General features: G+C 72.3%; 21 protein-coding genes. 10 read left to right on the forward strand and 11 right to left on the reverse strand.

The features are described 5' to 3' along the window. The first annotated feature begins 30 nt into the window (after positions 1-30). Together ACIPJI_RS29840 and ACIPJI_RS29845 are read left to right on the forward strand one after the other, a co-directional pair. Complete coding sequence (locus ACIPJI_RS29840) at positions 31-1,443, forward strand: alpha/beta fold hydrolase (protein ID WP_402249876.1); 1,413 nt, start codon at positions 31-33, stop codon at positions 1,441-1,443. Positions 1,444-1,641: 198 nt separating this feature from the next. Beyond that, positions 1,642-2,205, forward strand: coding sequence for an SMI1/KNR4 family protein (locus ACIPJI_RS29845; protein ID WP_402249877.1), 564 nt, complete (start codon positions 1,642-1,644; stop codon positions 2,203-2,205). An 87-nt stretch (positions 2,206-2,292) separates the two neighbouring features. On the opposite strand, the gene ACIPJI_RS29850 is transcribed toward ACIPJI_RS29845, so the two are convergent. After that, positions 2,293-3,390: a barstar family protein gene (locus ACIPJI_RS29850; RefSeq protein WP_402249879.1), complete on the reverse strand. Its 1,098-nt coding sequence runs from the start codon at positions 3,388-3,390 to the stop codon at positions 2,293-2,295. A gap of 44 nt (positions 3,391-3,434) precedes the next feature. Then, entirely contained in the window at positions 3,435-4,361 is a 927-nt protein-coding gene (locus tag ACIPJI_RS29855; RefSeq protein ID WP_402249881.1) for an EamA family transporter, read from the reverse strand. A 79-nt stretch (positions 4,362-4,440) separates the two neighbouring features. Here ACIPJI_RS29855 and ACIPJI_RS29860 point away from each other — a divergent pair, with 79 nt between their 5' ends. After that, a complete protein-coding gene (locus tag ACIPJI_RS29860) occupies positions 4,441-5,328 on the forward strand; it encodes a LysR family transcriptional regulator (RefSeq protein WP_307705468.1) in 888 nt (295 codons plus the stop codon). Positions 5,329-5,347: 19 nt separating this feature from the next. Here ACIPJI_RS29860 and ACIPJI_RS29865 read toward each other — a convergent pair whose 3' ends face one another. Further along, positions 5,348-6,859 (reverse strand): hypothetical protein, encoded by a 1,512-nt coding sequence (locus ACIPJI_RS29865; protein ID WP_402249883.1) that lies wholly within the window; start codon positions 6,857-6,859, stop codon positions 5,348-5,350. Positions 6,860-7,060: 201 nt separating this feature from the next. Beyond that, a complete protein-coding gene (locus ACIPJI_RS29870; RefSeq protein ID WP_402249885.1) occupies positions 7,061-7,465 on the reverse strand; it encodes a DUF5997 family protein in 405 nt (134 codons plus the stop codon). Between the two features lie 59 nt (positions 7,466-7,524). Between ACIPJI_RS29870 and ACIPJI_RS29875 the strand changes: the two genes are divergently transcribed. Together ACIPJI_RS29875 and ACIPJI_RS29880 are read left to right on the forward strand one after the other, a co-directional pair. Next, positions 7,525-8,364: a LysR substrate-binding domain-containing protein gene (locus tag ACIPJI_RS29875; RefSeq protein ID WP_402249887.1), complete on the forward strand. Its 840-nt coding sequence runs from the start codon at positions 7,525-7,527 to the stop codon at positions 8,362-8,364. A gap of 113 nt (positions 8,365-8,477) precedes the next feature. Further along, positions 8,478-8,606, forward strand: coding sequence for a hypothetical protein (locus tag ACIPJI_RS29880; RefSeq protein ID WP_356621195.1), 129 nt, complete (start codon positions 8,478-8,480; stop codon positions 8,604-8,606). A gap of 45 nt (positions 8,607-8,651) precedes the next feature. On the opposite strand, the gene ACIPJI_RS29885 is transcribed toward ACIPJI_RS29880, so the two are convergent. Both ACIPJI_RS29885 and ACIPJI_RS29890 read right to left on the reverse strand, forming a co-directional pair. Next, positions 8,652-9,227, reverse strand: coding sequence for a histidine phosphatase family protein (locus ACIPJI_RS29885; protein WP_402249889.1), 576 nt, complete (start codon positions 9,225-9,227; stop codon positions 8,652-8,654). Positions 9,228-9,483: 256 nt separating this feature from the next. Then, on the reverse strand, positions 9,484-10,920 hold the full coding sequence (locus tag ACIPJI_RS29890) for a PLP-dependent aminotransferase family protein (protein ID WP_402249891.1): 1,437 nt from the start codon (positions 10,918-10,920) through the stop codon (positions 9,484-9,486). Here ACIPJI_RS29890 and ACIPJI_RS29895 point away from each other — a divergent pair. Both ACIPJI_RS29895 and ACIPJI_RS29900 read left to right on the forward strand, forming a co-directional pair. Beyond that, positions 10,919-11,815, forward strand: a complete 897-nt coding sequence (locus tag ACIPJI_RS29895; RefSeq protein WP_402249892.1) for a DMT family transporter — start codon at positions 10,919-10,921, stop codon at positions 11,813-11,815. The two genes, ACIPJI_RS29890 and ACIPJI_RS29895, sit on opposite strands and share 2 nt — an antisense overlap. Positions 11,816-11,918: 103 nt before the next feature. Continuing rightward, the gene (locus tag ACIPJI_RS29900) at positions 11,919-12,110 is read left to right on the forward strand and encodes a DUF1918 domain-containing protein (protein WP_159693722.1); all 192 of its coding nucleotides are present in this window, start codon (positions 11,919-11,921) and stop codon (positions 12,108-12,110) included. A gap of 14 nt (positions 12,111-12,124) precedes the next feature. Here the strand turns inward: ACIPJI_RS29900 and ACIPJI_RS29905 are convergent, their stop codons facing one another. Beyond that, positions 12,125-13,387, reverse strand: a complete 1,263-nt coding sequence (locus ACIPJI_RS29905; protein ID WP_402249894.1) for a glycoside hydrolase family 10 protein — start codon at positions 13,385-13,387, stop codon at positions 12,125-12,127. A gap of 173 nt (positions 13,388-13,560) precedes the next feature. Here ACIPJI_RS29905 and ACIPJI_RS29910 point away from each other — a divergent pair, with 173 nt between their 5' ends. Next, positions 13,561-14,418, forward strand: coding sequence for a 3-hydroxybutyryl-CoA dehydrogenase (locus ACIPJI_RS29910; RefSeq protein ID WP_307705475.1), 858 nt, complete (start codon positions 13,561-13,563; stop codon positions 14,416-14,418). Between the two features lie 25 nt (positions 14,419-14,443). Here the strand turns inward: ACIPJI_RS29910 and ACIPJI_RS29915 are convergent, their stop codons facing one another. Both ACIPJI_RS29915 and ACIPJI_RS29920 read right to left on the reverse strand, forming a co-directional pair. Beyond that, on the reverse strand, positions 14,444-14,974 hold the full coding sequence (locus tag ACIPJI_RS29915) for an NUDIX domain-containing protein (protein ID WP_307705476.1): 531 nt from the start codon (positions 14,972-14,974) through the stop codon (positions 14,444-14,446). Between the two features lie 52 nt (positions 14,975-15,026). Further along, positions 15,027-16,367 (reverse strand): transcriptional regulator, encoded by a 1,341-nt coding sequence (locus ACIPJI_RS29920; protein ID WP_402249896.1) that lies wholly within the window; start codon positions 16,365-16,367, stop codon positions 15,027-15,029. Positions 16,368-16,909: 542 nt separating this feature from the next. On the opposite strand from ACIPJI_RS29920, the gene ACIPJI_RS29925 reads away from it, so the two are divergent. Both ACIPJI_RS29925 and ACIPJI_RS29930 read left to right on the forward strand, forming a co-directional pair. After that, positions 16,910-17,716, forward strand: a complete 807-nt coding sequence (locus tag ACIPJI_RS29925) for a DUF2182 domain-containing protein (RefSeq protein ID WP_402249897.1) — start codon at positions 16,910-16,912, stop codon at positions 17,714-17,716. Between the two features lie 129 nt (positions 17,717-17,845). Further along, entirely contained in the window at positions 17,846-18,514 is a 669-nt protein-coding gene (locus tag ACIPJI_RS29930; RefSeq protein ID WP_402249899.1) for a DUF1326 domain-containing protein, read from the forward strand. 252 nt (positions 18,515-18,766) lie between these two features. On the opposite strand, the gene pheT is transcribed toward ACIPJI_RS29930, so the two are convergent. Then, positions 18,767-21,295, reverse strand: coding sequence for a phenylalanine--tRNA ligase subunit beta (gene pheT, locus ACIPJI_RS29935; RefSeq protein ID WP_356621188.1), 2,529 nt, complete (start codon positions 21,293-21,295; stop codon positions 18,767-18,769). Next, complete coding sequence (pheS, locus tag ACIPJI_RS29940) at positions 21,295-22,416, reverse strand: phenylalanine--tRNA ligase subunit alpha (protein ID WP_307705479.1); 1,122 nt, start codon at positions 22,414-22,416, stop codon at positions 21,295-21,297. The genes pheT and pheS overlap by 1 nt, the downstream gene beginning before the upstream one ends. Between the last annotated feature and the right edge of the window lie 60 nt (positions 22,417-22,476).

The raw sequence follows: 22,476 nt of genomic DNA on the forward strand, positions 1-22,476 counted from the left end.
CGCCCGTCTTCCGAGTGGGGGAACGCGACGATGACCTTCCTGACCAGAGCCGGTACGACCATGGCGGCCGCCCTGACGGCCGTCGCATGCGTGGGCTCCGCACCGGGCGCCGCATCCGCCCCGTACCCCTCCACCCCGTCCGCCGCGGCGGCACGCCCGTCAGTGGCACGGGAGCTCACCGATCCGCGCCCCTGCCCCGGGCAGACCGACGTGACCTGCGCCGACCTGACGGTGCCGCTCGACCGCACCGGAACCGTGCCGGGCACTCTGAAGCTCCGGATCGCCGTCTTCGGCAAGGCCGACGCACCCAGGGGAACCCTCCTCTTCCTCACCGGCGGCCCCGGCCAGCCGGGCGTCCCCTACGTCCAGCGGATCCGCGACCGGCTCCCCGAGGCACTCGCCCAGTACCGGCTCGTGATGATCGACCAGCGCGGCACCGGCGGCGCGGCAGTCGACTGCCCCGAACTCCAGAAGGAGGTGGGCAGCAGCGACACCGTCGCCCCCACCCCCGGCGCCGTCACCGCCTGCGCCGAAAGCCTCGGAGCGAAGCGGAACTTCTTCACCACCGCCGACACGGTGGCCGACCTGGAAGACCTGCGACGCGCCCTCGGCGTCAGGTCCTGGACGCTCGACGGAGTCTCCTACGGCACGTTCACCGCCGGCCGGTACGCCCTCACCCATCCGCATCGGGTCCGCAAGCTCGTCCTCGACTCCGTCGTCCCGCTCGACGGGGCGGGCGTGCTGTACGAGGACGCCCTCGGCCACTCCGCGCGGGTGCTGCGCACCGCCTGCCGGGAGCAGCAGTGCGGCTTCGACCCGGCACGCGACCTCGCGACGGTCGTCCGCCGCGACGGCAACGGCGTCGGCGTCTTCAACCTCCTCGTCATCGCGAGCATCATCGACCCGAAACTCGACAATCCCCGATTCGGCATCCTGAACGCGATCCACGCCTCCGCCGCCGGCGACCGGACCCGCCTCGACGGTCTCGTCGCCGGGTTCTCCGCGCCGTCCGAAGAACCCCCTTCGGAGTTCAGCTCCGGACTGCACGCCGCGACGCTCTGCGCCGACTCACGATGGCCCTGGGGCGACGCCTCCGCTCCCGTCGAGGGACGGGAACAGGCCCTGAAGCGGGCCGTCCAGCGGATCAGGCCGGCGAAGGTGTGGCCCTTCGGGCGGGAGACGGCGGGCGCGCAGGGCATCCCGCAGACCTGCCTGCCCTGGCCGGCCTCGCGCCCCAACCCCGCGGCGCCCCGCCGCACCCTGACCATGCCGGTGCTGCTCCTGGCCGGCGACCGGGACCTGTCGACGCCGGTGCAGTGGGCACGCGACCTCGCCGCCGTGACCCCGAGGGCCCAACTCGTCGTCGTCGAGGGGGCGGGCCACTCCACGCAGAGCCGCAGCGACGGGGGCGCCGAGGAGGCCGAGAAGTTCCTGCTGCGCTGAGGCGTGTCGGGAGACTCGGGGAGCCGGTGTCTGAGGCATGCGAGGGCGAGGCGAGGCTGACCATGGCTCGGCAGTGCGTGGTGAGTCGGTCCTGGCGGGGCCAAGGATGCCCGCGTTCCTGCTCGTGACGCCGCTGCGCACTCTTGCCCGCTCATCCCGCCCACGGGCACCGGCTGGGGGTCCCGTAGCGTCGGTTCCGTGATCGCACTCGATGCCCTGGTACGTCTCTGCCCGCCGCCCGCCGATCCGCCGCCCGCTGTGGACTGGGCGCAGGCCGAGCGCGCCCTCGGCGCGGCTCTGCCCGCCGACTACAAGCGACTGGTCGAGACGTACGGCGACGGCATCTTCGACGACACGATCTGGCTGCTCGTCCCCGACTCCGCCTACGACGACTGCGACCTGCAGGCGCAGACGGCGGAACGGGACGAGATCCTGGCCGACCTGTGGGCGTTCGAGGCGAAGCCCGCCGGCCTGCTGGAGGCGGGGGCGAGGATCCTGCCGTGGGCATTCGAGGAGGGCACGGGGGCCTTCCTGTACTGGCTGGCGCGACCCGGTCAGCAGCCCGATGAGTGGACCGTGCTCTACAACGAGGGGCGCGGCCCACTGTGGGAGCACCACGACATGGGGTGCGTCGCCTTCCTGCTGGCGGTACTCACAGGAACGGCGGAAACGGAGTACTTCGGCCACCTCTACGAAGTGCTGAAGCCGGCGGAGCACTGCTTCGCGGCGGCCGACCAGACCCTCGGAACGTCGCGTCGATGACGCCGTCGGCCGCCCTCGACCACCTGGTTCGCCGCTGGCGCTCGGTCACAGGTGAAGGGGTGACCGCGCACCTCGTTCGGCAGCGGTTCAGGCCGGCGTGACGTGCATGCCGCCCTCGGCCAGAACATCCAGGACCTCGGCGAGGAGGTCGTAGGGCTCGCCGTCCGGTGTCAGGGCCTGGGACAGGTGCTCGCGTGCCGTCGCCGCGTCCCGCCACAGCAGGGTGGCGGGGGCGGTGTAACCGAAGGTGCCGCGCAGGCAGTCGTCGAGAGCGGCGAGGCAGCCGCCGAAGTAGCCGCCCGGCCCGTTGACCGCCTCGCCAAGCGCCAGGTAAAGCCCCGGTTCGTCGGTGACGTGCCGGCCGTCGAGTTCGTAGGCGTGACCAGCTGGTCGGTCAGGGTCGGCCCGCCGGCAGCCCCGTTCCCGGACCAGATCGTGCCAGGCCCCGCGGCGCCGGGTGTCGAGACCGGCCCATGCGCCCAAGGTGTCCGGCGGCCCGGCGAGCCACCGCTCCCAGATGGGCCGGGCGTACTCGGGAACGGGCGTGAAGTGCTCTCCGTCGAGCTCCAGGTCGATCAGATCCCTCCCGTAGGAGGACGGGCGCCAGGCGCTGACTCTGGCCTGGAGCAGTCGGTCGGTCAGTGGCTCGCCCCGGTCGTCCTGTATCTCCAGGGCGGCCTCGTCCAGGAGCAGCGCCCTTCGGGTGCCCTTGGCCAGTGCCGCCCGCAGCTGGTCACTCCGGGCGAGGCCCCTCAGGACGAGCGGGGGCGCCACCGGCTCGGGCGCCAGGACGCGGGCGAATTCGCGGCAGGAGCCGAGCCACCGGCGGCCGTCGTGCACGCGCACGCGACCCCTGTGCCCCTCGGGCGGGCCTTCGTAGTCGTCCAGGCCGGTCAGCACCAGGCTGTCCGCCCCGGAAAGCCGCCCCAGGCTCTCCGCGTCCTCGAGCAACCAGGGGTCGAGTGCCCCGTCCTCCGGCACCAGCCACACCCGGCTGCCGACCCAGCCGCGCAGCTCGGCGCCTTCCGGGACCCAGCCGAACAGTTCGTACGTCCCGCGCCGGGGCTCCCCGAAGAGTCCCTCCACTGCGGCGCAGACACCCCAGACGTGACCGTGCTCCGTCTCCGTCAGCCGGTACCGTCCGCGCCCGCCCTGGGCCAAGTTCGCATGCACGGTCGGAATCATGCCCGGACCGGCTTTTCACGACGAAGCTCTTTTCTACGGGTGCCTCAGGGCTGCCCGGTCGGGCGGGCGGGGGCGGGAAGCTGTCCCGCGACGATCGCGGCGAGCGAGAGGCCGAACCCCACGAGTTGGACCGGCCCGAACGTCTCGCCGAGCAGGACGGCGCCGAGGACCGCGGCGACCAGCGGCGAGAGCAGGACGAGCACCGCGACGGAGGTGACGGGCAGCGTCGTGATGCCGCGGAACCACAGGACATAGGCGGCCAGACCGCCGACCAGACCGAGCCAGAGGTAGCCGAGGGCGGCGGTCAGGTCGATGTGAGGAGGTGCCCCCTCGGCGAGGAAGGTGACGGGCACCAGGAACAGGCCGCCCGCGGTGAGCTGCCAGCCGGCGAAGGCGGTGGGACCGGCCTCGGCAGGGCGTCCCCAGCGCTTGGTGAGCGTCACCCCGAGCGCCATCGTGGCCGCGCTCGCCAGGCCCGCCACGACCCCGACGGTGTCGAACGCCGCGTTCGGCCCGATCACCACCAGGCCGACGCCGGCGACCCCGGTCGCACCCCACAAGAGGCGCCACGCGGACAGTCCCTCGCGGAGGACCGGCACGGCAAGGACGGCGACGACGAGCGGCTGAGCCGCCGCCAAGGTGGCGGCGACGCCTCCCGGCAGGCGTTCGGCCGCGATGAACAGAAGCGGGAAGAACAATCCGATGTTCAGCACGCCGAGCACCGCGGCCTTCCACCACCACGCTCCACGCGGCAGCGTCCGGGTGATCGCCAGCGCGATCAGCCCGGCGGGCAACGCACGCAGGAGTCCCGCGAACAGAGGGTGTCCCGGCGGGAGAAGCTCGGTGGTGACGACGTAGGTCGTGCCCCAGGCCAAAGGAGCGAGCGCCGTCAGGACGGCGCGCGGCAGCCGACCGGAGGAGACACCGCTACCGGCTCGGTCGAGAACCGTCTGTGCTCCTGGACTTGTCATGCCCGCAGTCTCGCCCCGGCGCGATCAATGAGTCCAACACATGCTTGTCACCTCACCGATCTCGATCCACGATGGATCGATGGAGCTCCAGCAGATGCGCTACGTCATCGCCGTCGCCGAGACGAACAGCTTCACCCGCGCCGCCGAACGGTGTCACGTGGTCCAGTCCGCCCTCAGCCATCAGATCGCGCGCCTGGAACAGGAACTCGGCGCGAGGCTCTTCGAGCGCACCAGCCGCCGGGTGCGGCTGACACCGGCCGGCGCGGCGTTCCTCCCCGCCGCCCGTCAGTGCCTGGACGCCGCCGAGCGCGCGGCCGCCGAAGTGGCCGCAGCTGTCGGCGAGGTACGCGGACGGCTCGCCGTGGGCCTGATCCCCACCGTCGCCGCGGTCGATGTCCCCGCCGCGCTGCACGACTTCCGGCGGCAGTACCCACACGTACGCATCGCGCTTCGCGTGGGCGCGAGCGAGGACCTGGCCAAGCAGGTCGAGCAAGGGGTCATCGACGTGGCTTTCCTCGGGCTGCCGACCACAGCACGGCCGCAGGGCGTCGCCGCCCACGAACTCGCCCGTGACCGGCTCGTCGCCGTGGTCGCGCCGGATCATCCACTCGCCGACGAACCGACGGTCGACCTTCGCAGGCTCTCTTCCGAGGTGTTCGTGGACCTTCCGGCCGGGACAGCCGGGCGGATCCAGTCCGACCAGGCCTTCGCGGCCGCCGGTCTCAGCCGCGACGTCGCCTTCGAAGTGACCACCGCGGACTTCATGGCCCGACTGGTCGGGCAGGGCCTCGGCATCGCCATGCTCCCCGCCGCCTACGTGCCCCAGCTCACCGGCGTGACCACCATCGAGGTCACCGACGCGCCGGCCCGCGTCGAATACGTCGTCTGGAACCGCGTCGGCCGCACGCCCGCGGCGACCGCCTTCCTCACCGTCCTCGACCTCCCGGCCGCGCCCGGCACCCAATGAAGAACCGGCGCACGTACCGCTAGGGCACCAGATCCGACATCACGGCGAGCGGCAGCGACGGGTTGGCCGCCGCCGCTTCAGCCACCTGCCAGTCGTCGTCGGCGAGCAGCTCCACGATGACCTGCGGCGGGAGTGCCGGATGCCCGGCGGCCACAGGCCTCGCGCGTTCGTCGGCCATGCAGGCGAGCAACGCCGCAGCCGTCGCGTTGCGATGTCGCGCGACCTCGCGGAAGACCTTCCGCACCGGTGGTTCGTGCCGGGCCAGGTCCTCCAGCAGTGCGGGAGGCGCCTCCGGGTTGGCAGCCGCCTCGGCGACCACCTGGGCTCCGTGCCGTTCGACCATGGCGCGCAACTGCGTTTCGGAGAGGCCTGGATGCGCGGCGACGGACCTGACCACCTTCGCGTCCGGGTCGGTGGCGAGCGCGTCACGAATCCCGGCCGGCAGATCCCGTCGTCGGGCCACGAGCATCCGCGCGGCAGGGTTCGGGGACTGGGCCAGTTCTTCGACCTCGCCGGGTGAGGCGGCGGCGATGCGCGGCAGCACAGTGGCGCCGATCTTGGCAGTGCCGACAAGGCGGGTGAGTACGTAGAGAGGCACGCGAGGGTTGTGTGCGAGCCTGCGTCGGACATCGGGGTCACGGTCGCCCGCCAGCACGCGGATCAGGGCTTCGCCGATCGCGGGATTCTCGGCGAGATCGGCCCGGACACCGGCAACGGGGTCCACGGCAAGCCGTTCGCACGCCTCCAGAGGCAGATCGGGGCGGGCAGCGAGTGCCCAGCGCAGCAGCATCGAGGGATGGTCCGCGAAGCCGACGACGGCTTCGGTGGGTGTGGCCGGGTTCCGGAGTGCCGCCTGCCGGATGTTGTGCGTGGTGGACTCGTGGGAGCCGTCGCAGGAGGCGCCCGGCAGCAGATCGCAGTCGGGGCGCGGGCATTGCGGGTCGTGCACGAACGGCGTCTCTTCACGGTCGCAGACCAGGCACCGCTGCGCGGGAGGCAACCCCTCACCCGTGATCAATGCCGCCAGTACGGCCGGGTGCGTGGCCTCGTTGGCCGCCACGGCGCGGCGGACCTCGGCATGGGGATGCGTCGCAAGCCTGGCGGCCACGTCCGGCGTGGTCCACGACGCGAGTTCCACGACGACTCGTACGTCCGGGTCCGCGGCGAGCGTCTCCACCACATCGGACGGGAGGCCGGGGCAGGTTGCCAGTTTCTCCCGGCGCTCGGCGTCCTGGTCCGTTGCAAAGAGGCGCGCCCACTCCGGGCTATGGACCACCTCGTCGAGCAGGGCGAGAGCGGCCTGCGGCTGTGCCACCGGATCGATGTCGGCGGCGGTCAGCCGGCCCGCGTGAACAAGCCCCACCGCGCTGTCCTCGTCGCGCGAGGCCAAAGCCACCGCCTGCGCAGGGCTGAGATCCGCGCGGCGCGCGAGGTCTGCGGCAATGTCCGCGTCCGCGACCGCGATCAGCCGGTCGAGCAGTTCGGACGGCAGGGCCGCGTTGGCAGCGAGCCCGCACAGGACATGGTTCACGGAAGGCATCCTGCACGGACCGCTACCGAATGGCTCGCGGATTTCGACGTCGGCCAGTGGCCGGCTGCACCAGGCGCGCCCCTCCGGCTCGGCCTCGGCGACGGACACCCCGCCGGGATCGGCGACCGGCGCAGAGCCCTCCGTCCTGATGGAACCGCCGATGCGGCAGTAAGTGGTATCCCCGCCGCTCAGGGCGAAAGGTCAGGAACGTGCCTCGCCGGGCTTCTCGCCTCGGGCCGCGTTCTTCTCCTTGATGCGGGCGGCTTCCTTGCGGACCTCGGCCTGGGTGGCGCGCTCCTGCCGGAGCCAGTCCGGAAGCTCCCGCTTCAGCTCGTCGATCTGCTCCGTGGTCAGGGCCTCGGTGACTCCGCCGCGCGCGAGACCGGCGATGGAGACGCCCAGCTTCGCGGCGACCACCGGCCGGGGGTGCGGTCCGTCGCGGCGCAGGTCCAGCAGCCACTGGGGCGGGTCGGCCTGCAGAGCATTGAGCTCGTTGCGCGAGACGACACCCTCCTGGAACTCGGTGGGTGTGGCCGGGAGGTACACACCCAGCTTCTTCGCCGCGGTTGCGGGCTTCATCGTCTGGGTGGTCTGGTGCGACGTCATGGTGCCAAGGGTATCGAGAGGTGTTCGATGCCTCTGACCACGACCGGTAACCTGGCGGAGTGACAGGCTCCGACACATCCCCTTCGTTCCGGCTCGCGTACGTCCCCGGCGTGACGCCGACCAAGTGGGTACGGATCTGGCACGAGCGGCTCCCGGACGTCCCGCTGACCCTCGTCGCGGTCTCCGCGGCCGAAGCTCCCGGGATGCTGCGAAGCGGCGACGCCGACGCCGGTTTCGTACGGTCACCGATCGACCGGTCCGATCTCAGCGCGATCCCCCTCTACACCGAGACCACGGTGGTGCTGGTCCCGAAGGACCACGCCGTGGCCGCCGTCGACGAGGTGACCGCCGAGGACCTCGCCGACGACATCGTCCTGCACCCTCTCGACGACACCCTCGAATGGGAGCAGCGGCCGGGGCTGCCCGCGATCGAGCGTCCCGCTTCGACGGCGGACGCCGTCGAACTGGTGGCGGCGGGAGTGGGAGTGCTCGTCGTGCCGCAGTCGCTGGCACGGCTGCACCACCGCAAGGACCTCACCTACCGGCCGGTCTCCGACGCCCCGGTGTCGGACGTCGCTCTGTCCTGGCCGCAGGACGCGACCACCGATCTCGTGGAGCAGTTCATCGGCATCGTCCGTGGCCGGACCGTCAACAGCACACGCGGGCGCCAGGCCCAGGAACAGCCGAAGGGTAAGCGTCCCGAAGCGGGTGACGGACGGCGGAAGGCGACCGGCGCGAAGACGTCGGGCGGAAAGACGTCCGGTAAGTCGTCGGGCGGAAAGTCCTCGGGCGGCCGGGCGGCGGGCAAGGCCGCGGGCAGTGCTGCCGGGAAGCGGCCGCGGAGCGGCTCCGCCGGCGCGAAGGGCAGCAGGCGCGGCAAGCCTCGCCGCAGCTCGTAGCGAACCGGCAAGCCGGCGGTCGGCCGGACCGCCGGCGCAGTGTGAGCCTCTACGGCCGGCCCGACAGCCGCCCCCATGGTGCCCCGCCGTCCGCGACGGCCCGGAGCGCCGCCGTGGACCAGTTCGGACTGAGGAGCGCCCTCAAGAACGGCTACCGGACCGTGCCCGACCGCGAGGGCTTCGTGCCGCTCGACCGGCCGGCCTCCGCCCCGAAACCGTGGAAGCCGCAGAGGCCGCGGTAGACGCAGGGAACGCGGCGTCCGGCCCCGGCGGGTCGCGCCGTACCTTCAGGCAACCGTCTCCAGGCGCAGGTTCCAGCGGCCGGGCACACCGGTCAGGGTCACCGTCGACAGCGGTCGGACGTCCACGTTCCAGTACATCGAGGGGTGGGCCCGCAGCGCGTACACGAACGCGGCCCGTACGACTGCGGGCTCCGCGACGGCGACGATCGAGCCTCCGTCGTCCGCCGGGCGGGTGTCCAGCCAGCCCCCTATGCGGGAGATGAACGCGAGCAGCGGCTCCCCGCCGTGCGGCGCGCTGCGCGGGTCGCAGAGCCACGCGTCGACGGCGGCGGGTTCCCTGGCGGTGACCTCCGCGAGGGTGTAGCCGCGCCAACGGCCCATGTCGCAGTCGCGCAGCGCGGGCTGTGCCAGCGGCGCGAAGCCCAGGGCCTCCCCGGTCGCGCGGCTGCGCGGCGTCGGCGAGCAGTAGCGCAGCTCCGCGGCGCTGAGCGGCACGAGTGCGTGGGCGGCGAGCTGCACTTCGTGCCAGCCCGCCTGGTCGAGCGGCCGGTCGTCGTCGAAGCGCTCGGTGAGCAGCGACGACGTGCGCGCGGCGGCGATCAGTGTGACCCGGACACTCATGGCGTGATGGTGCTGGCCGGAGCCTCGCAGGTCAAGGGTTTCCCGTAGGCGGGCACAGCGGGGCGAGCACCGGACGTTCCCCGGTCACCCTCCGCGTCTGTCGCGCGTGTCAGCGCCGGGGGCAGCCGAGGGGTCGGGCGGCCGGACCGTGAAGATCGTCCGGCTCACGGCCGGCACGGCCGCCCACGGAGAGGGACTCGCACGCCGATGGAGGAACGCCCCGCGAGTGGAGGACGTCCCCGGCCGTACGACGGGCTCAGCGCAGCACTTCGTCGCACGCGGTACGCAGTCTGCGCACGCCCTCGGCGACCTCGGCCGCCCCGGCGACGCCCGCGAAGCTCACCCGGACGTGTCCGCCGGGGGGTTCGGCGGAGAAGTAGGGACGACCCGGTGCCACGGCGACGCCCGCGCGGAGGGCGGCGGCGACGAAGGCGGACTCCTCGCTGCCCTCCGGCAGCCGCAGCCACAAGTGGTAGCCGCCGGAGGGGATGTGAGGAAGAGCCAGTTCGGGCACCTGGAGCCGCAGCGCGGCGGTCATGGTGTCCCGGCGGCTCTTCAGTGCGGCGGCCACGCCGCGCAGATGCCGGCTCCACGCGGGCGCGCCCACCAGCTCCAGGGCCGCTTCCTGGAGGGGGCGGGGGACGAAGAAGCTGTCGACGACATGGATGGCGCGGAGCCGTTCGAGGACCGGGCCACGGGCGGCGAGCAACCCCACCCGCAGGCTGGGCGAGGTCGCCTTGGTCAGCGAGCTCACATGGACGACGACTCCGTCCTGGTCGTCGGCGACCAGCGGAGGCGGCAGTGGTCCCGCGTCCTCATGCACGAGCCGGCGGGCGAAGTCGTCCTCGACGACGAAGGCCCCGGCCTCCCGCGCGATACGCAGGACGGCGCTGCGCCGCTCGGGCGCCAGTACCGCGCCGGTCGGGTTCTGGAAGAGCGGCTGGCAGACGAAGACCCGCGCGCCGGTGGCGCGGAAGGCGGCGGTGAGCAGCTCGGGCCGGACACCTTCGGTGTCCAGCGGGACGGGGACGGGCCGCAGGCCGGCGGCACGGGCGATGGCGAGCATGCCCGGGTAGGTGGGCGACTCGACGAGGACGGGCGCGCCGGGCGGTGCGAGCGCCCGCAACGCGGTCGTCAGCGCGGACTGGCCGCCCGCGGTGACCAGTACGTCGGCGGCGGTGACGGAGCCTCCGAGACCGCGGGCGAACCATTCCCGCAGTTCGGGGAGCCCGTCGGTGGGCGGACGGCCCCATGCTCCGGGACGCCGGCCGGCCCGGGCCAGCGCGGCGGCCATGGCGCTCTCCGGCTGGAGGCCCGGGTGCAGGTAGCCGCCGTTGAACTCGACGACGCCCGGCGGCGGGGCGGCGAGCGTGACGAGCACGCCGGAGGCGTCGACGGCGCGCGGCACGATCTCGGCCGCGGAGTCGGCGCTGAGGGCCACCTCCTGCCAGGAGGTGTCGCCCGCGGGACGCGCTTCGGACCGCGGCTCGGCCCGGTACGCACCGGCGCCGGGCCGGGTGACGACGAGGCCTTCCGCGGCGAGCTGCGCGAGAGCGCGGGAGACGGTCACCGGGGACACCCGGAAACGCTCGACGAGGGCACGGCTCGACGGCAGCTTTCCACCCATCGGGTAGCGGTCGAGCTCCGCTTTCAGAGACTGCGCCAGTTCGGCCACACTGCTACGCTCTTGCATGACAGCACAGGATAGCGCTACTGACACCACCTCGATAGCGGTCAGCAGCGGCACACTTCTCGCCGCGCTGGGCGTGGTCGCCTTCTCCCTGACGTTTCCGTCCACGGTCTGGGGGCTCGAGAGCTTCGGGCCCTGGTCGCTGGTGGCCGTGCGCAGCGCTCTCGCCGCGACCATCGCGGGCACGTTCCTGCTGGCGCTCCGCGTCCCACTGCCCGCCCGCGGCCACTGGGCCTCTCTGGCGACGGTCGCCGCCGGCGTGGTCGTGGGATTCCCGCTGCTGACGACGCTCGCGCTGCAGACGTCGACCTCCTCGCACGCCGCCGTGGTGGTCGGTCTGCTGCCCCTGACCACGGCCGCGTTCGCCGCCCTGCGTACGGGCCGCCGGCCGTCCCGTACGTTCTGGGCCGCGGCGCTCGCGGGCGCCGCGGTCGTGATCGCGTTCACGGTGCAGCAGAGCGGCGGCGCCCTGCACACCGGCGACCTGTATCTCTTCGGCGCGCTGCTGGTCTGCGCGGCGGGCTACACGGAGGGCGGCCGGCTCGCACGGCAGATGCCGGGCTGGCAGGTGATCGGCTGGGCCCTGATCCTCTGTCTGCCGTTCGCCGTCGCCGGTTCCGCCGTGGCCCTGGCGTTCGAGCCGGTCCACCTCGGTGTGCGCGGTGTGATCGGGCTGGTCTGGGTGGCCGCCGGATCCACGTTCTTCGGGCTGTACGTCTGGTACCGGGGCATGGCCGGCATCGGCATCGCCAGGGCCAGTCAGCTCCAGCTGGCCCAGCCGCTGCTGACGCTCGTCTGGTCGGTGCTGCTGCTCGGTGAGGAGCTCTCCCCCGCGGCGCCGCTCGCCGCCGTGGCCGTGCTGGTGTGCATCGCCGTGACACAGCGCTCCCGTACCTGAGGCGATCCTGAGGCGCATCTGAGGCGCGGCGGACTCCCCCGGCCGTAGACTCGATGAAACGGACAAATCCATAGATCGAGCCGCTCCGAGGAGGTCAGTCGCGATGCAAGCGAACGTGGGCGACACGCTGCTGGTGCACGGCAGGACCGTGGGACAGCACGACAAGGTCGCCGAAGTCGTCGAGGTGCTGGGGTCCGAAGGCAATCCGCCGTTCCGCGTCCGCTTCGAGGACGGGCACGAAGCGCTGATGTCCCCCGGACCTGACACCGTCGTCAGGCACCACGAGAAGACCTGACGCCGTCCCGCGCGTCAGGCCGGCGGCCGGACCCTGGTCGGGTAGTGGTCGGCCACCACCCTGGTCATCGCCCCGATCGGGTCCGCCACGACCTCCATCGCCGAGAAGTAACAGTGACCGCCGACCGCCGGGTACCTCTTCGCGTAGGTCAGATGCCGCGAGAGCTCGGTCGGGTCGTGCCAGGCTTCCGGCTGCCCCGCCACACCCACCTTGTACAGGGCCTCCCCGATGAAGAGGTCGACGCCGGTGCCGTCCGCGACCTCCGCCCACCAGGGCACGAGCGCCTCGTAGTCCGCGGGCGGGAAGCCCATGTTCCAGTAGACCTGGGGGACGACGTAGTCGATCCAGCCCTCCTTGACCCAGCGGCGGGTGTCCGCGTGCAGGTCGTCGTAGGTCTGCACGCCGGCTGCCGTACGGGAACCCAACGGGTCCGTGGTGGCGTTGCGCCACACGCCGAAGGGGCTGATCCCGAAGCGGACGTGCTTCTTCGCGGCCTTGATCCGGGCCGCCATCTCCAGCACCAGCCGGTTGATGTTGTCGCGCCGCCAGGCGGCCTTGTCGGGGAAGCCGTCGCCGTACCGGGCGAAGGTCGCGTCGTCGTCGAAGACCTGGTCGGGGACCGGATACGGGTAGAAGTAGTCGTCGAAGTGGACGGCGTCGATGTCGTAACGGACCACCGCGTCCATCATCGCGTCCTCGACGAAGCGCCGGACCTCCGGGATGCCCGGGTCGTAGTAGAGCTTCCCGCCGTACGCGATGATCCAGTCCGGGTGCAGCCGGGCGGGATGGGTCTCGACGAGCCGGGAGGGGTCGGTGTGAGTGGCCACCCGGTACGGATTGAACCAGGCGTGCAGCTCCAGCCCCCGCCGATGGGCCTCCCGCACGGCCGTGCGGAGCGGGTCCCAGCCCGGGTCCTGGCCCTGGACCCCGGTCAGGTACTGGCTCCAGGGCTCGTGCGGCGACGGCCACAGCGCGTCCGCCGTGGGCCGCACCTGGAGGACCACGGCGTTCAGCCGGCGCTCCACGGCGGTGTCGAAGTAGGCGAGGAGCTCCGCGCGCTGCCGGTCGGCCGTGAGTCCGGGGCGGGAGGGCCAGTCGCGGTTGCCCACGGTGGCGAGCCACATCCCACGGAACTCGCGCCCGGTCCGGCGGCCGCGTCCCCGTCCACGGGACGCCTCCTCGGACGGGACGCGGGCCGCCGCGTCACCGGCCGTCGCCAACGCGGCGAGCGCGCCCGCCGCCGTCACCACGAACCCTCTTCTGCCGATTCGCCCCATATTTACACCCCTGTCGGGCTCGGTGTCCGCCGTCGTATCCGCAGAGCATGCCCGCCCCGGGCGCTCGGCCACCCACGCATTCGGAGTAACGTCGGGGCGTCGGGCGGGCGCCGGAACCATACGGGGGACCTGCCGGCCGAAAGATCAGCGAAAGGCACGAGGTGACGGACTCAATGGCCGACATTGCACGCGTCGGAGTGGTGGGTTGCGGCCAGATGGGCGCGGGCATCGCGGAGGTGTGCGCCCGCAGCGGCCTCGAGGTGAAGGTGGCCGAGACCACGGGCGAGGCCCTGGAGATCGGTCGCACCCGGTTGTTCAACTCCCTGTCCAAGGCCGCCGAACGCGGCAAGATCACGGACGAGGAGCGGGACGCCACCCTGGAGAGGCTGAGCTTCACGACCGACCTCGGGGAGTTCGCCGACCGCGACCTCGTCATCGAGGCCGTGGTGGAGAACGAGCAGGTCAAGACGGAGATCTTCCAGGTGCTGGACCAGGTGGTGACGCGTCAGGACGCGATCCTCGCCTCCAACACCTCCTCGATCCCGCTGGTGAAGCTGGCCGTCGCGACCTCGCGTCCGGACCAGGTCATCGGCATCCACTTCTTCAATCCGGCCCCGGTGCAGAGGCTCGTCGAGCTGATCCCGGCGCTGACCACCTCCGAGGAGACCATCAAGCGCTCTGAGGCCGTGGTGCAGCAGGTGCTGGACAAGCACCCGATCCGCGCCCAGGACCGCTCGGGCTTCGTGGTCAACGCGCTGCTCATCCCGTACCTCCTCTCGGCGATCCGGATGTTCGAGTCGGGCATCGCGTCGCGCGAGGACATCGACAACGGTATGGAGATGGGCTGCGCCCACCCCATGGGCCCGCTGAAGCTGTCCGACCTGATCGGCCTGGACACCGTGGCCTCGGTCGCCGACAGCATGTACGCGGAGTACAAGGAGCCGCTGTACGCCGCTCCCCCGCTGCTCCAGCGGATGGTGGACGCGGGCCGGCTCGGCCGCAAGACGGGCTCGGGTTTCTACACCTACTGAGCCCCGCCGCCGAGCCGGCCCGGCCTCAGCCGAGCCGCAGGTGGTGCAGCATCAGCAGCCCGGCCGCCATCGCGGCGGCCGGGACCTCGCCCCGGGCGATCATGTCGGGCACCAGCTTCAGCGGTATCCACTCGCGGCGCGAGGACTCGAAGTCGTCCTCCGGGTACCCCGTGTAGGCGGCGTCCTCGGCCCAGTAGAGGTGGTGGCGGGCGTCGGTGAGGCCGTTGGACGGCTCCACGGTCATCAGGTGCTGGAGGGGCCCGGGCCGCCAGCCGGTCTCCTCCTCCATTTCCCTGGCCGCCGCTGCCGCCACGTCCTCGCCGTCCTCGACGACGCCCGCTGCGAGCTCCCAGCCCCAGCTGTCGGTGATGAAACGGTGCCGCCACAGCATCAGCACCTCGTTGGCGTCGTTGACCACGGTCGCGACGGCGACAGGGCGGAGACGGATGAGGAAATGGTCCAGGTGCCGGCCGTCGGGCAGCTCGACATCCGCGAGGTTGACCCTGAACCACCGGTTCTCGTACACAGTTTGTTCGCTCAAGTTCGTCCACTGCACGTTTCTGCCACCTTCCGACAAGTAGATGGCCAACATGGCAGCAGGAGCTCGGTCAGAGGGGAACGCGGAGCGCACCATCGATGAGTTCGGCGGCCTCCTCCGCACCGGCGCAGCCGCTCGCCGCCAGATGCTCCCGCACCGCCCGCATCCGGTCCCTCAGCCGCTGCGACTCCATCCCCCGGGCGCGTTCCACCATCTCCGCCGCCGTCCGCGCCGCGCGGTCCACCTCGCCCTGACGCAGCTCGATCTGACTGAGCATCGCGAGCCGGTGCACCCGGCCGCGGTCGTGCGCCGGCGTGCCGACGGCGGCAGCCGCGTGCTCCCTCGCCGCCGCCAGCTCACCGAGACCGAGCAGCGCCTCCGCCACCTGGACGTTGACCAGACCCGGCTGGACGTAACCGGTCTCGTCCGGCTCATGACCGGGACGGATCCGCTCGGCCTCCGACTCGGCACGCCCGATACAGCGCCGCGCGCTCGGGCCGTCCCCCAAGTGCGCGTACGCCTTGGCCTGCATCGCGTACAGGTCGGCCGCCAGCGCCGGGGTGATCTGCCGCCCCGCCGTCCGCAGCGCCGCCTCCGCGAAGGCGACCGCCTGCCGGTGCTCCGACATGAACAGCGACTGGTTGACCAGTAGCGCGATAACGTACGCGCCGAGCCCCCGGTCACCGCTCGCCTTGGCCAGCCGCAGCGCTTGATGGAAATAGCGCTGGGCCGGGCCCTGTGCGTCGGAGTCGTAGGCGCAGATGCCGGCCACCGCCACCAAGCCACCTGCGGCGCGGTGCAGTTGCCGGCCGAGAGCGTCGCTGTACGAGCCGCGCAGAAGCGGCGCCGTCTCCGCGTGGAGGAAGCCGACGACACGCGAGCGGGTCGCGATGCCGCCGGCCCGCCGGTACATCAACTCGTAGTGCGCACGGGCGGATCTGAGCATCTGTATGTCGGCCATGTCGACGCGGGTATGCCCCTCGCGTGAGACGTCCGAGTCCTCCGGCGGGTTCTCCCACTCCCACACCGGCATCACCGCGGGAGTGCCGGTGACCGCGGGCGCACCGGCGTCCTGGGGCCGCTGCTGGGCGTCGAAGCGCCACAGGGCGGTGGCCCGCTCCACGAACCCGGACAGCGACGAACCCCGGGGCGAGGCGGGCCCGTCCGGTACGCCGAGCCCGACGTCGTCGAGCGTGACCGTGCGCCGCAGCCGCTCCGCGAGCACCTCGCAGATCAGATCAGGAACCCGGCCGCGGGGCCGCTGGCCCTTCAACCACCGTGCCACCGCGGTGTGTTCGTAGCGCAGCGACAGCCCCATGGCCGAGCCTGCCCGGTTGACACGGGCGGCGAGGCCCGCGTGGGAGAAGCCCGCCTCTTCGAGCAGGGCGTCGAGAAGGGTGTTCGGCTGCACGGCCACCTCCGGTGACTTGCGTCCGCTCAGGGTAGTGGAGACCGTTTCGCACGGGGTGTGAAACAAGTGCGCTTTTCCACGGCTTGCGTGCGCTCCCGGTGTGCGGCCGGAGCCGGTTGACTGAACTGCCTCTCAAAGAGGCGGCCGGGCCGCCGGCTCCCCCTCGTACAGTGCGGCGGCCCCGATTGCGTCGTCCGTCCTGCTGATCTGCCCGACACTCCGCGGCAGGGCGGGCGACGCCAGGCCGCGGGCGGCCCGGCCGGTCCATCGGACCCTTCCGGCCCGCCCCTCGCACGGCGCGGACCGGCTTCCCCCTCCGGCCCGCGCCGTTTCGCGTGGCGGGGCGGGTAGGGGGTGGCAGGGTGGAGGCGGTCATCCGGATCCGGCCCGGCTTCTCCGGCGCATGTTTCTGTGCTGTGCTGGAGGAGTCGTGCCGGCGCGTCATCTCGCGGCCGACAGCTGTCGATGCGGCAGTCCGGAGCCCGTGGCGAAATCGCCGGGCGGTCGCAGCGGGGCGGCGGACGGCCCCTGGGAGGATTTCCATGCTGCACAACCGCATTGCAGGTCCCTCGCTGGCACAGTCGGGCAACCTCCTGCCGCGGCGTGATCTCGCTGCCGCCTGGATCCTCATGGTCCTGCTCGCCGGGTCGGCATGGGTACTCACTGTCGCCCAGTCCCACGACATGGCCATGGAGCCGGGAACCATGGGTCTGGCGCTGCCGCTCTTCCTGCTGCTGTGGGTGATCATGATGGTCGCCATGATGTTCCCGTCCATGGCGCCGGTGGCGATCACCTGGGCGCGGGCGATCGGCCGGCAGTCGGCCGGCGCCGCCCGCGCCGCTCGGATTGCCCAGTTCGCCGGGGGCTATCTGATCGCCTGGACGGCATTCGGGCTGGTCGCGTACGGGGCATTGGCAGCGACTGCGAGGCTGGTGGACGGCAGTCCCGAGGCAGGTCGCTGGCTGGGCGCCGCCGCGTTCCTGCTCGCGGGGCTGTACCAGTTCGGGCCGCTGAAGCGCGTATGTCTGCTGCATTGCCGCAATCCGCTGTCGCACCTCGTCCGGTACGCGCGCTTCCGGCCGTGGGCCCGCGATCTGCGCGTGGGGGCACATCACGGGCTCTACTGTGTGGGCTGCTGCTGGGGCCTGATGATTGTCCTCCTCCCGCTCGGCGTGATGAACGTGGCGGCCATGGCCGCCCTGGCGGCGGTGATTTTCCTGGAGAAGCTGTGGCGGTGGGGCCCATGGCTCACCTGGGCGGTCGGCATCACCTTCCTGGTCCTGGCCGCACTCGCACCCTTCCAGGAATGGCTGCTGCCCGGCCTCCGGATGTCCGAGCCCGCGATGTAGCCGTTTCCTTCTGGGCCGGTAAGGCGCACTCTGGAAGGGAGGCCGCTTCCCGATCCTGAGAGCGGGCTCGGGACACCCGGTCTCGCCACTCCCAGTGAGTTCGTACGGGCTCGTCAGGAGGGAAGCGAGATGACTGAGCAGGCCACCACCGGTACACGCTGGCACCTGACCGGCGACTGGTTCGACGTGTGCAAGTGCGCCATTCCGTGCCCCTGCACATTCGCCCAGCCCCCCACCTACGGCGACTGCGAGGGCGTGCTGGCCTGGCACATCCGGGAAGGCACCTTCGGCAACGTGCGGCTGGACGATCTCAACGTGCTGATGCTCGGCTCCTTCGTCGGCAACGCATGGGCCCGCGAGCACACCGACGCGTACGCCGCGGTGTTCTTCGACGAGCGCGCCGACGAACGGCAGCGCTCCGCCCTTCAGAACATCTTCGGCGGTGAGGCGGGCGGATGGCCCGCGGAGTTCGGTGAGATGTTCGGACCCGAGATGCGGGGCATGGAGTTCGCTCCCATCCGGATCGAGATCGACGAGGGCCTGGGCGCCTGGCGCGCGGAGATCCCCGGGCGGGTATCGGCGCGTGCCGAGGCGCTGACCGGGCCGACCACTCCGGAGGGCGCACGCGTACAGGTGCACAACGCACCCGGCGCCGAGGTAGGGCCCGGCCAGGTCGCGACCTGGGGACGGGCCACCACCGACCGCGCCGACGCCTACGGCTTCACCTGGGAGCGCTCGGGGAAGTCGAGCAAGCACTTCCCCTTCGACTGGAGCGGCCCGGACGAACAGTCCGGCTGAACGACGCGATCGTCGGTCTCCGCGAGACCCCACCGCCGCCCGCCCTGTCCGGGGCGCTGCACGGCCGGGTGTGCTCTCACCCCTGCCGGCGCGGTCCGCCGGAGGCCACACGCACCGCGTCCCCGGCCACGCGATCGACGTCAACGGCCGGCCGAGCGGGAAGCCGGCAGGGCCCGCCGCAGGCCCCCCCGCCACGCGGAAGGGCCCGCCCGGATCGCTCCGGGCGGGCCCTTCCACAACACGCGGTACAGCTCACGCGCCCCGCAACACCGCTCCCGTGCGCTCCGTCGCCAGCGACACCGCCGCGTCCCGTGCGGCCGACGCCTCGTCGACGGTCAGCGTGCGGTCCGCCGCGCGGAAGCGCAGCGCGTACGCGAGCGACTTGCGGCCCTCGCCGATCTGCTCGCCCGTGAAGACGTCGAACAGCCGGATGGACTCCAGCAGTTGGCCCGCCCCCTCGCGCAGCGCGGATTCGACGTCGGCCGTGGGAACGTCGTTCGCGACGACGAGCGCGACGTCCTGCGTGGCCACCGGGAAGGTGGAGATCCGCGGGGCCTGGACGACGCCGGTCGACGCCTGCTCCAGCACGTCGAGCTCCAGCTCCATCGCGCAGGTGCGGTCCGGCAGGTGCAGTGCCTTGACGACGCGCGGGTGCAGTTCGCCCGCGTGGCCGACGAGGGTCTCCTCGCCGTCCACCGTCACGTACAGCGCGGCGCAGCGGCCGGGGTGCCACGGCGCGTGCTGGTCGGCGCGGATCGTCAGCTCGACGCCCGCCTCGCGGGCGACGAGCCGGCCGGCCTCGATCGCGTCGGCCCAGTCGGCCGGGCGGCCCTTGCCCCACCAGCCGTCCTGCTCGCGGGCGCCCGCGAGGACGACGGCGACACGGCGCGGCTGGCGCGGCAGCGCCGCGTTCAGCGAGGCGATCTCCTCGTCGGTGGGCCTGCGGTTCACCGGCGGTGTCACCGCCGACCGCTCCTCGCCGGTCGGGCGGAAGACGAGACCGGTCTCGAAGAGTGCCAGGTCGTGGCTGCCGCGCCCGTCGTTGCGCCGCAGGGCGCCGAGGAGACCGGGCAGCAGCGTGGTGCGCAGCGCCGGCTCCTCGTCGGAGAGCGGGTTGACGAGCCTCACGACCCGGCGGCGGGCGTCGTCGGCCTCCAGGCCGAGCTGGTCGAGAACCGGTTCGCCGATGAAGGGGTAGTTCGGCGCCTCGACGTAGCCGGCGCCGGCGAGCGCGCGGCCGACCCGGCGGTGCAGCCGCTGGCGTGCGGTGAGACCGCGGCCGGACGGCGGCGTGGGCAGGGTCGAGGGGAGGTTCTCGTAGCCCTCGAGCCGGATGACCTCTTCGGCGAGGTCGTTCGGCTCGGCGAGGTCGGGCCGCCACGAGGGGACGGTGACGACGAGGTCGTCCTGCCCGTAGACGTCGCAGCCGACCTCCTGGAGGCGGCGCACCACGGTCTCGCGGCCGTAGGTGACGCCCGCGACGCGGTCGGGATGGTCCGCCGGCATGGCGATGGTGCGCGGGGCGCTGGGGGCGACGACCTGGGTCACGCCGCCCTCCGCCGTACCGCCGGCGAGGAGCACCAGCAGGTCGACGGTGCGCTGCGCGGCCGCGGCGGCGGCCTGCGGGTCGACGCCGCGCTCGAAGCGCTTGGACGCCTCGGAGGACAGCTTGTGCCGGCGCGCGGTGCGGGCGATGGCGACCGGGTCGAAGTGCGCGGCCTCGATGACGACGTCGGTGGTGCCGTTGATCCGGCCGGTCTCCGGGTCGGGGGCCGCGTCGGCGATCTCGGTGTTCGCGCCGCCCATGACGCCCGCGAGGCCGATGGGCCCGCGGTTGTCGGTGATGACGAGGTCCTCGGCGTCGAGGACGCGGGTGGTGCCGTCGAGGGTGGTGAGCTTCTCGCCGGGCTCCGCGCGGCGCACCCCGATCGGCCCGTCGAGGCGGGACCGGTCGTAGGCGTGCAGCGGCTGGCCGAGCTCGAGCATCACGTAGTTGGTGATGTCGACGGCGAGCGAGATCGGGCGCATCCCGGCCTTCTGCAGCCGGCGCTGCAGCCAGATCGGGGAGCGGGCCTCCGGCTCGAGGCCGACGACGGTGCGCGCGGTGAAGCTGTCGCAGCCGACCGGGTCGGCCACCTTGACGCCGTAGCCGTACGAGTTGGGTCCGGGCACGTCGAGCAGCGCCGGGTCGCGCAGCGGCAGGCCGTAGGCGGTGGCCGTCTCGCGGGCGACGCCGCGCATCGACAGGGCGTAGCCGCGGTCGGGAGTGACGGCGATGTCGAGGACCTCGTCGACGAGCTCGAGGAGCTTGATCGCGTCGGTGCCGACCTCGTGCTCGGGCGGGAGCACGATGATGCCGCCGCTGCCGTCGTCGCCCATGCCGAGCTCGTCGCCGGAGCAGATCATGCCGTGGGACGTCCGGCCGTACGTCTTGCGTGCGGCGATGGCGAAGTCGCCGGGCAGCACGGCGCCGGGGAGGACCACGACGACCTTGTCGCCGACGGAGAAGTTACGGGCGCCGCAGACGATCTCCTGCGGCTCGCCGGTGCCGTTGGCCTGGCCGACGTCGACGGTGCAGAAGCGGATGGGCTTCTTGAACTCCGTCAGTTCCTCGATGGTCAGCACCTGGCCGACGACGAGCGGGCCCTTGAGCCCGGCGCCGAGCTGCTCGACGGTCTCGACCTCGAGCCCGGCGGCGATGAGCTTGGCCTGCACGTCACGGCCGGTCTCCGTCGCCGGCAGGTCGACGTACTCCCGCAGCCAAGAAAGCGGGACCCGCATCAGATCTCCATCCCGAACGGCCGGGTGAACCGGACGTCACCCTCGACCATGTCTCGCATGTCTTCGACGTTGTGGCGGAACATCAGCATCCGCTCGATGCCGAACCCGAAGGCGAACCCGCTGTACCTGGCGGGGTCGACGCCGCAGGCGGTGAGCACCTTGGGGTTGACCATTCCGCAGCCGCCGAGCTCGATCCAGCCCTCGCTGGAGCAGGTGCGGCAGGGCCGGTCGGGGTTGCCGACGGACTCGCCGCGGCACACGTAGCAGACCATGTCCATCTCGGCGGACGGCTCGGTGAAGGGGAAGAAGTTCGGCCGCAGCCGGGTCTTCATGCCCTCGCCGAACAGCGCCTGGACCATGTGGTCGAGGGTGCCCTTGAGGTCGGCCATGGTCAGGCCCTCGTCGACGGCGAGCAGCTCGACCTGGTGGAAGACGGGGGTGTGCGTGGCGTCCAGCTCGTCGGTGCGGTACACGCGGCCGGGGCAGATCACGTAGACCGGCGGCTCACGGTCGATCAGGGAGCGGATCTGCACGGGCGAGGTGTGGGTGCGCAGCACGACGCCGGAGTCGGCGCCGCCCTTGGCGTCCTGCACGAAGAAGGTGTCGTGCTCACCGCGGGCCGGGTGGTCGGGGCCGATGTTGAGCGCGTCGAAGTTGAACCACTCGGCCTCGACCTGGGGGCCCTCGGCGACCTCGTAGCCCATGGCCACGAAGACGTCCTCGATGCGCTCGGAGAGCGTGGTGAGGGGGTGGCGGGCACCGGCGGGGACGCGGTCGTGGGGCAGCGTGACGTCGACGGCCTCCTCGACCAGCACCCGGGCGTCACGCTCGGCCTCGAGCTCCGCCTGGCGGGTGGCGAGCGCGCGGCCGACGGCGGCGCGGGCCTGGCCCACGCGCTTGCCGGCCTCGGCCTTGGCCTGCGGCGGCAGGGCCCCGATCTCACGGTTGGCGAGGGAGAGCGGCGAGGTGCCGGAGGTGTGCGCGGACTTCGCGTGGGCGAGCGCCTCGAGGGAGTCTGCGGCGGCGAAGGCGGCGAGCGCCTCGTCCCGCATGCGCTCGATCTCTTCCGGTTTCAGTGCCTCGACCTCAACAGGGTCGTACGACTTATTGGGTGCGGACATCTCTTCCCGTACTTCCGATGGGCTGGCTGGGGACCCCGCACGTCGACCAGGGACGACCGA

Source organism: Streptomyces sp. NPDC086835 (genome assembly GCF_044745705.1).
Lineage (GTDB): Bacteria > Actinomycetota > Actinomycetes > Streptomycetales > Streptomycetaceae > Streptomyces.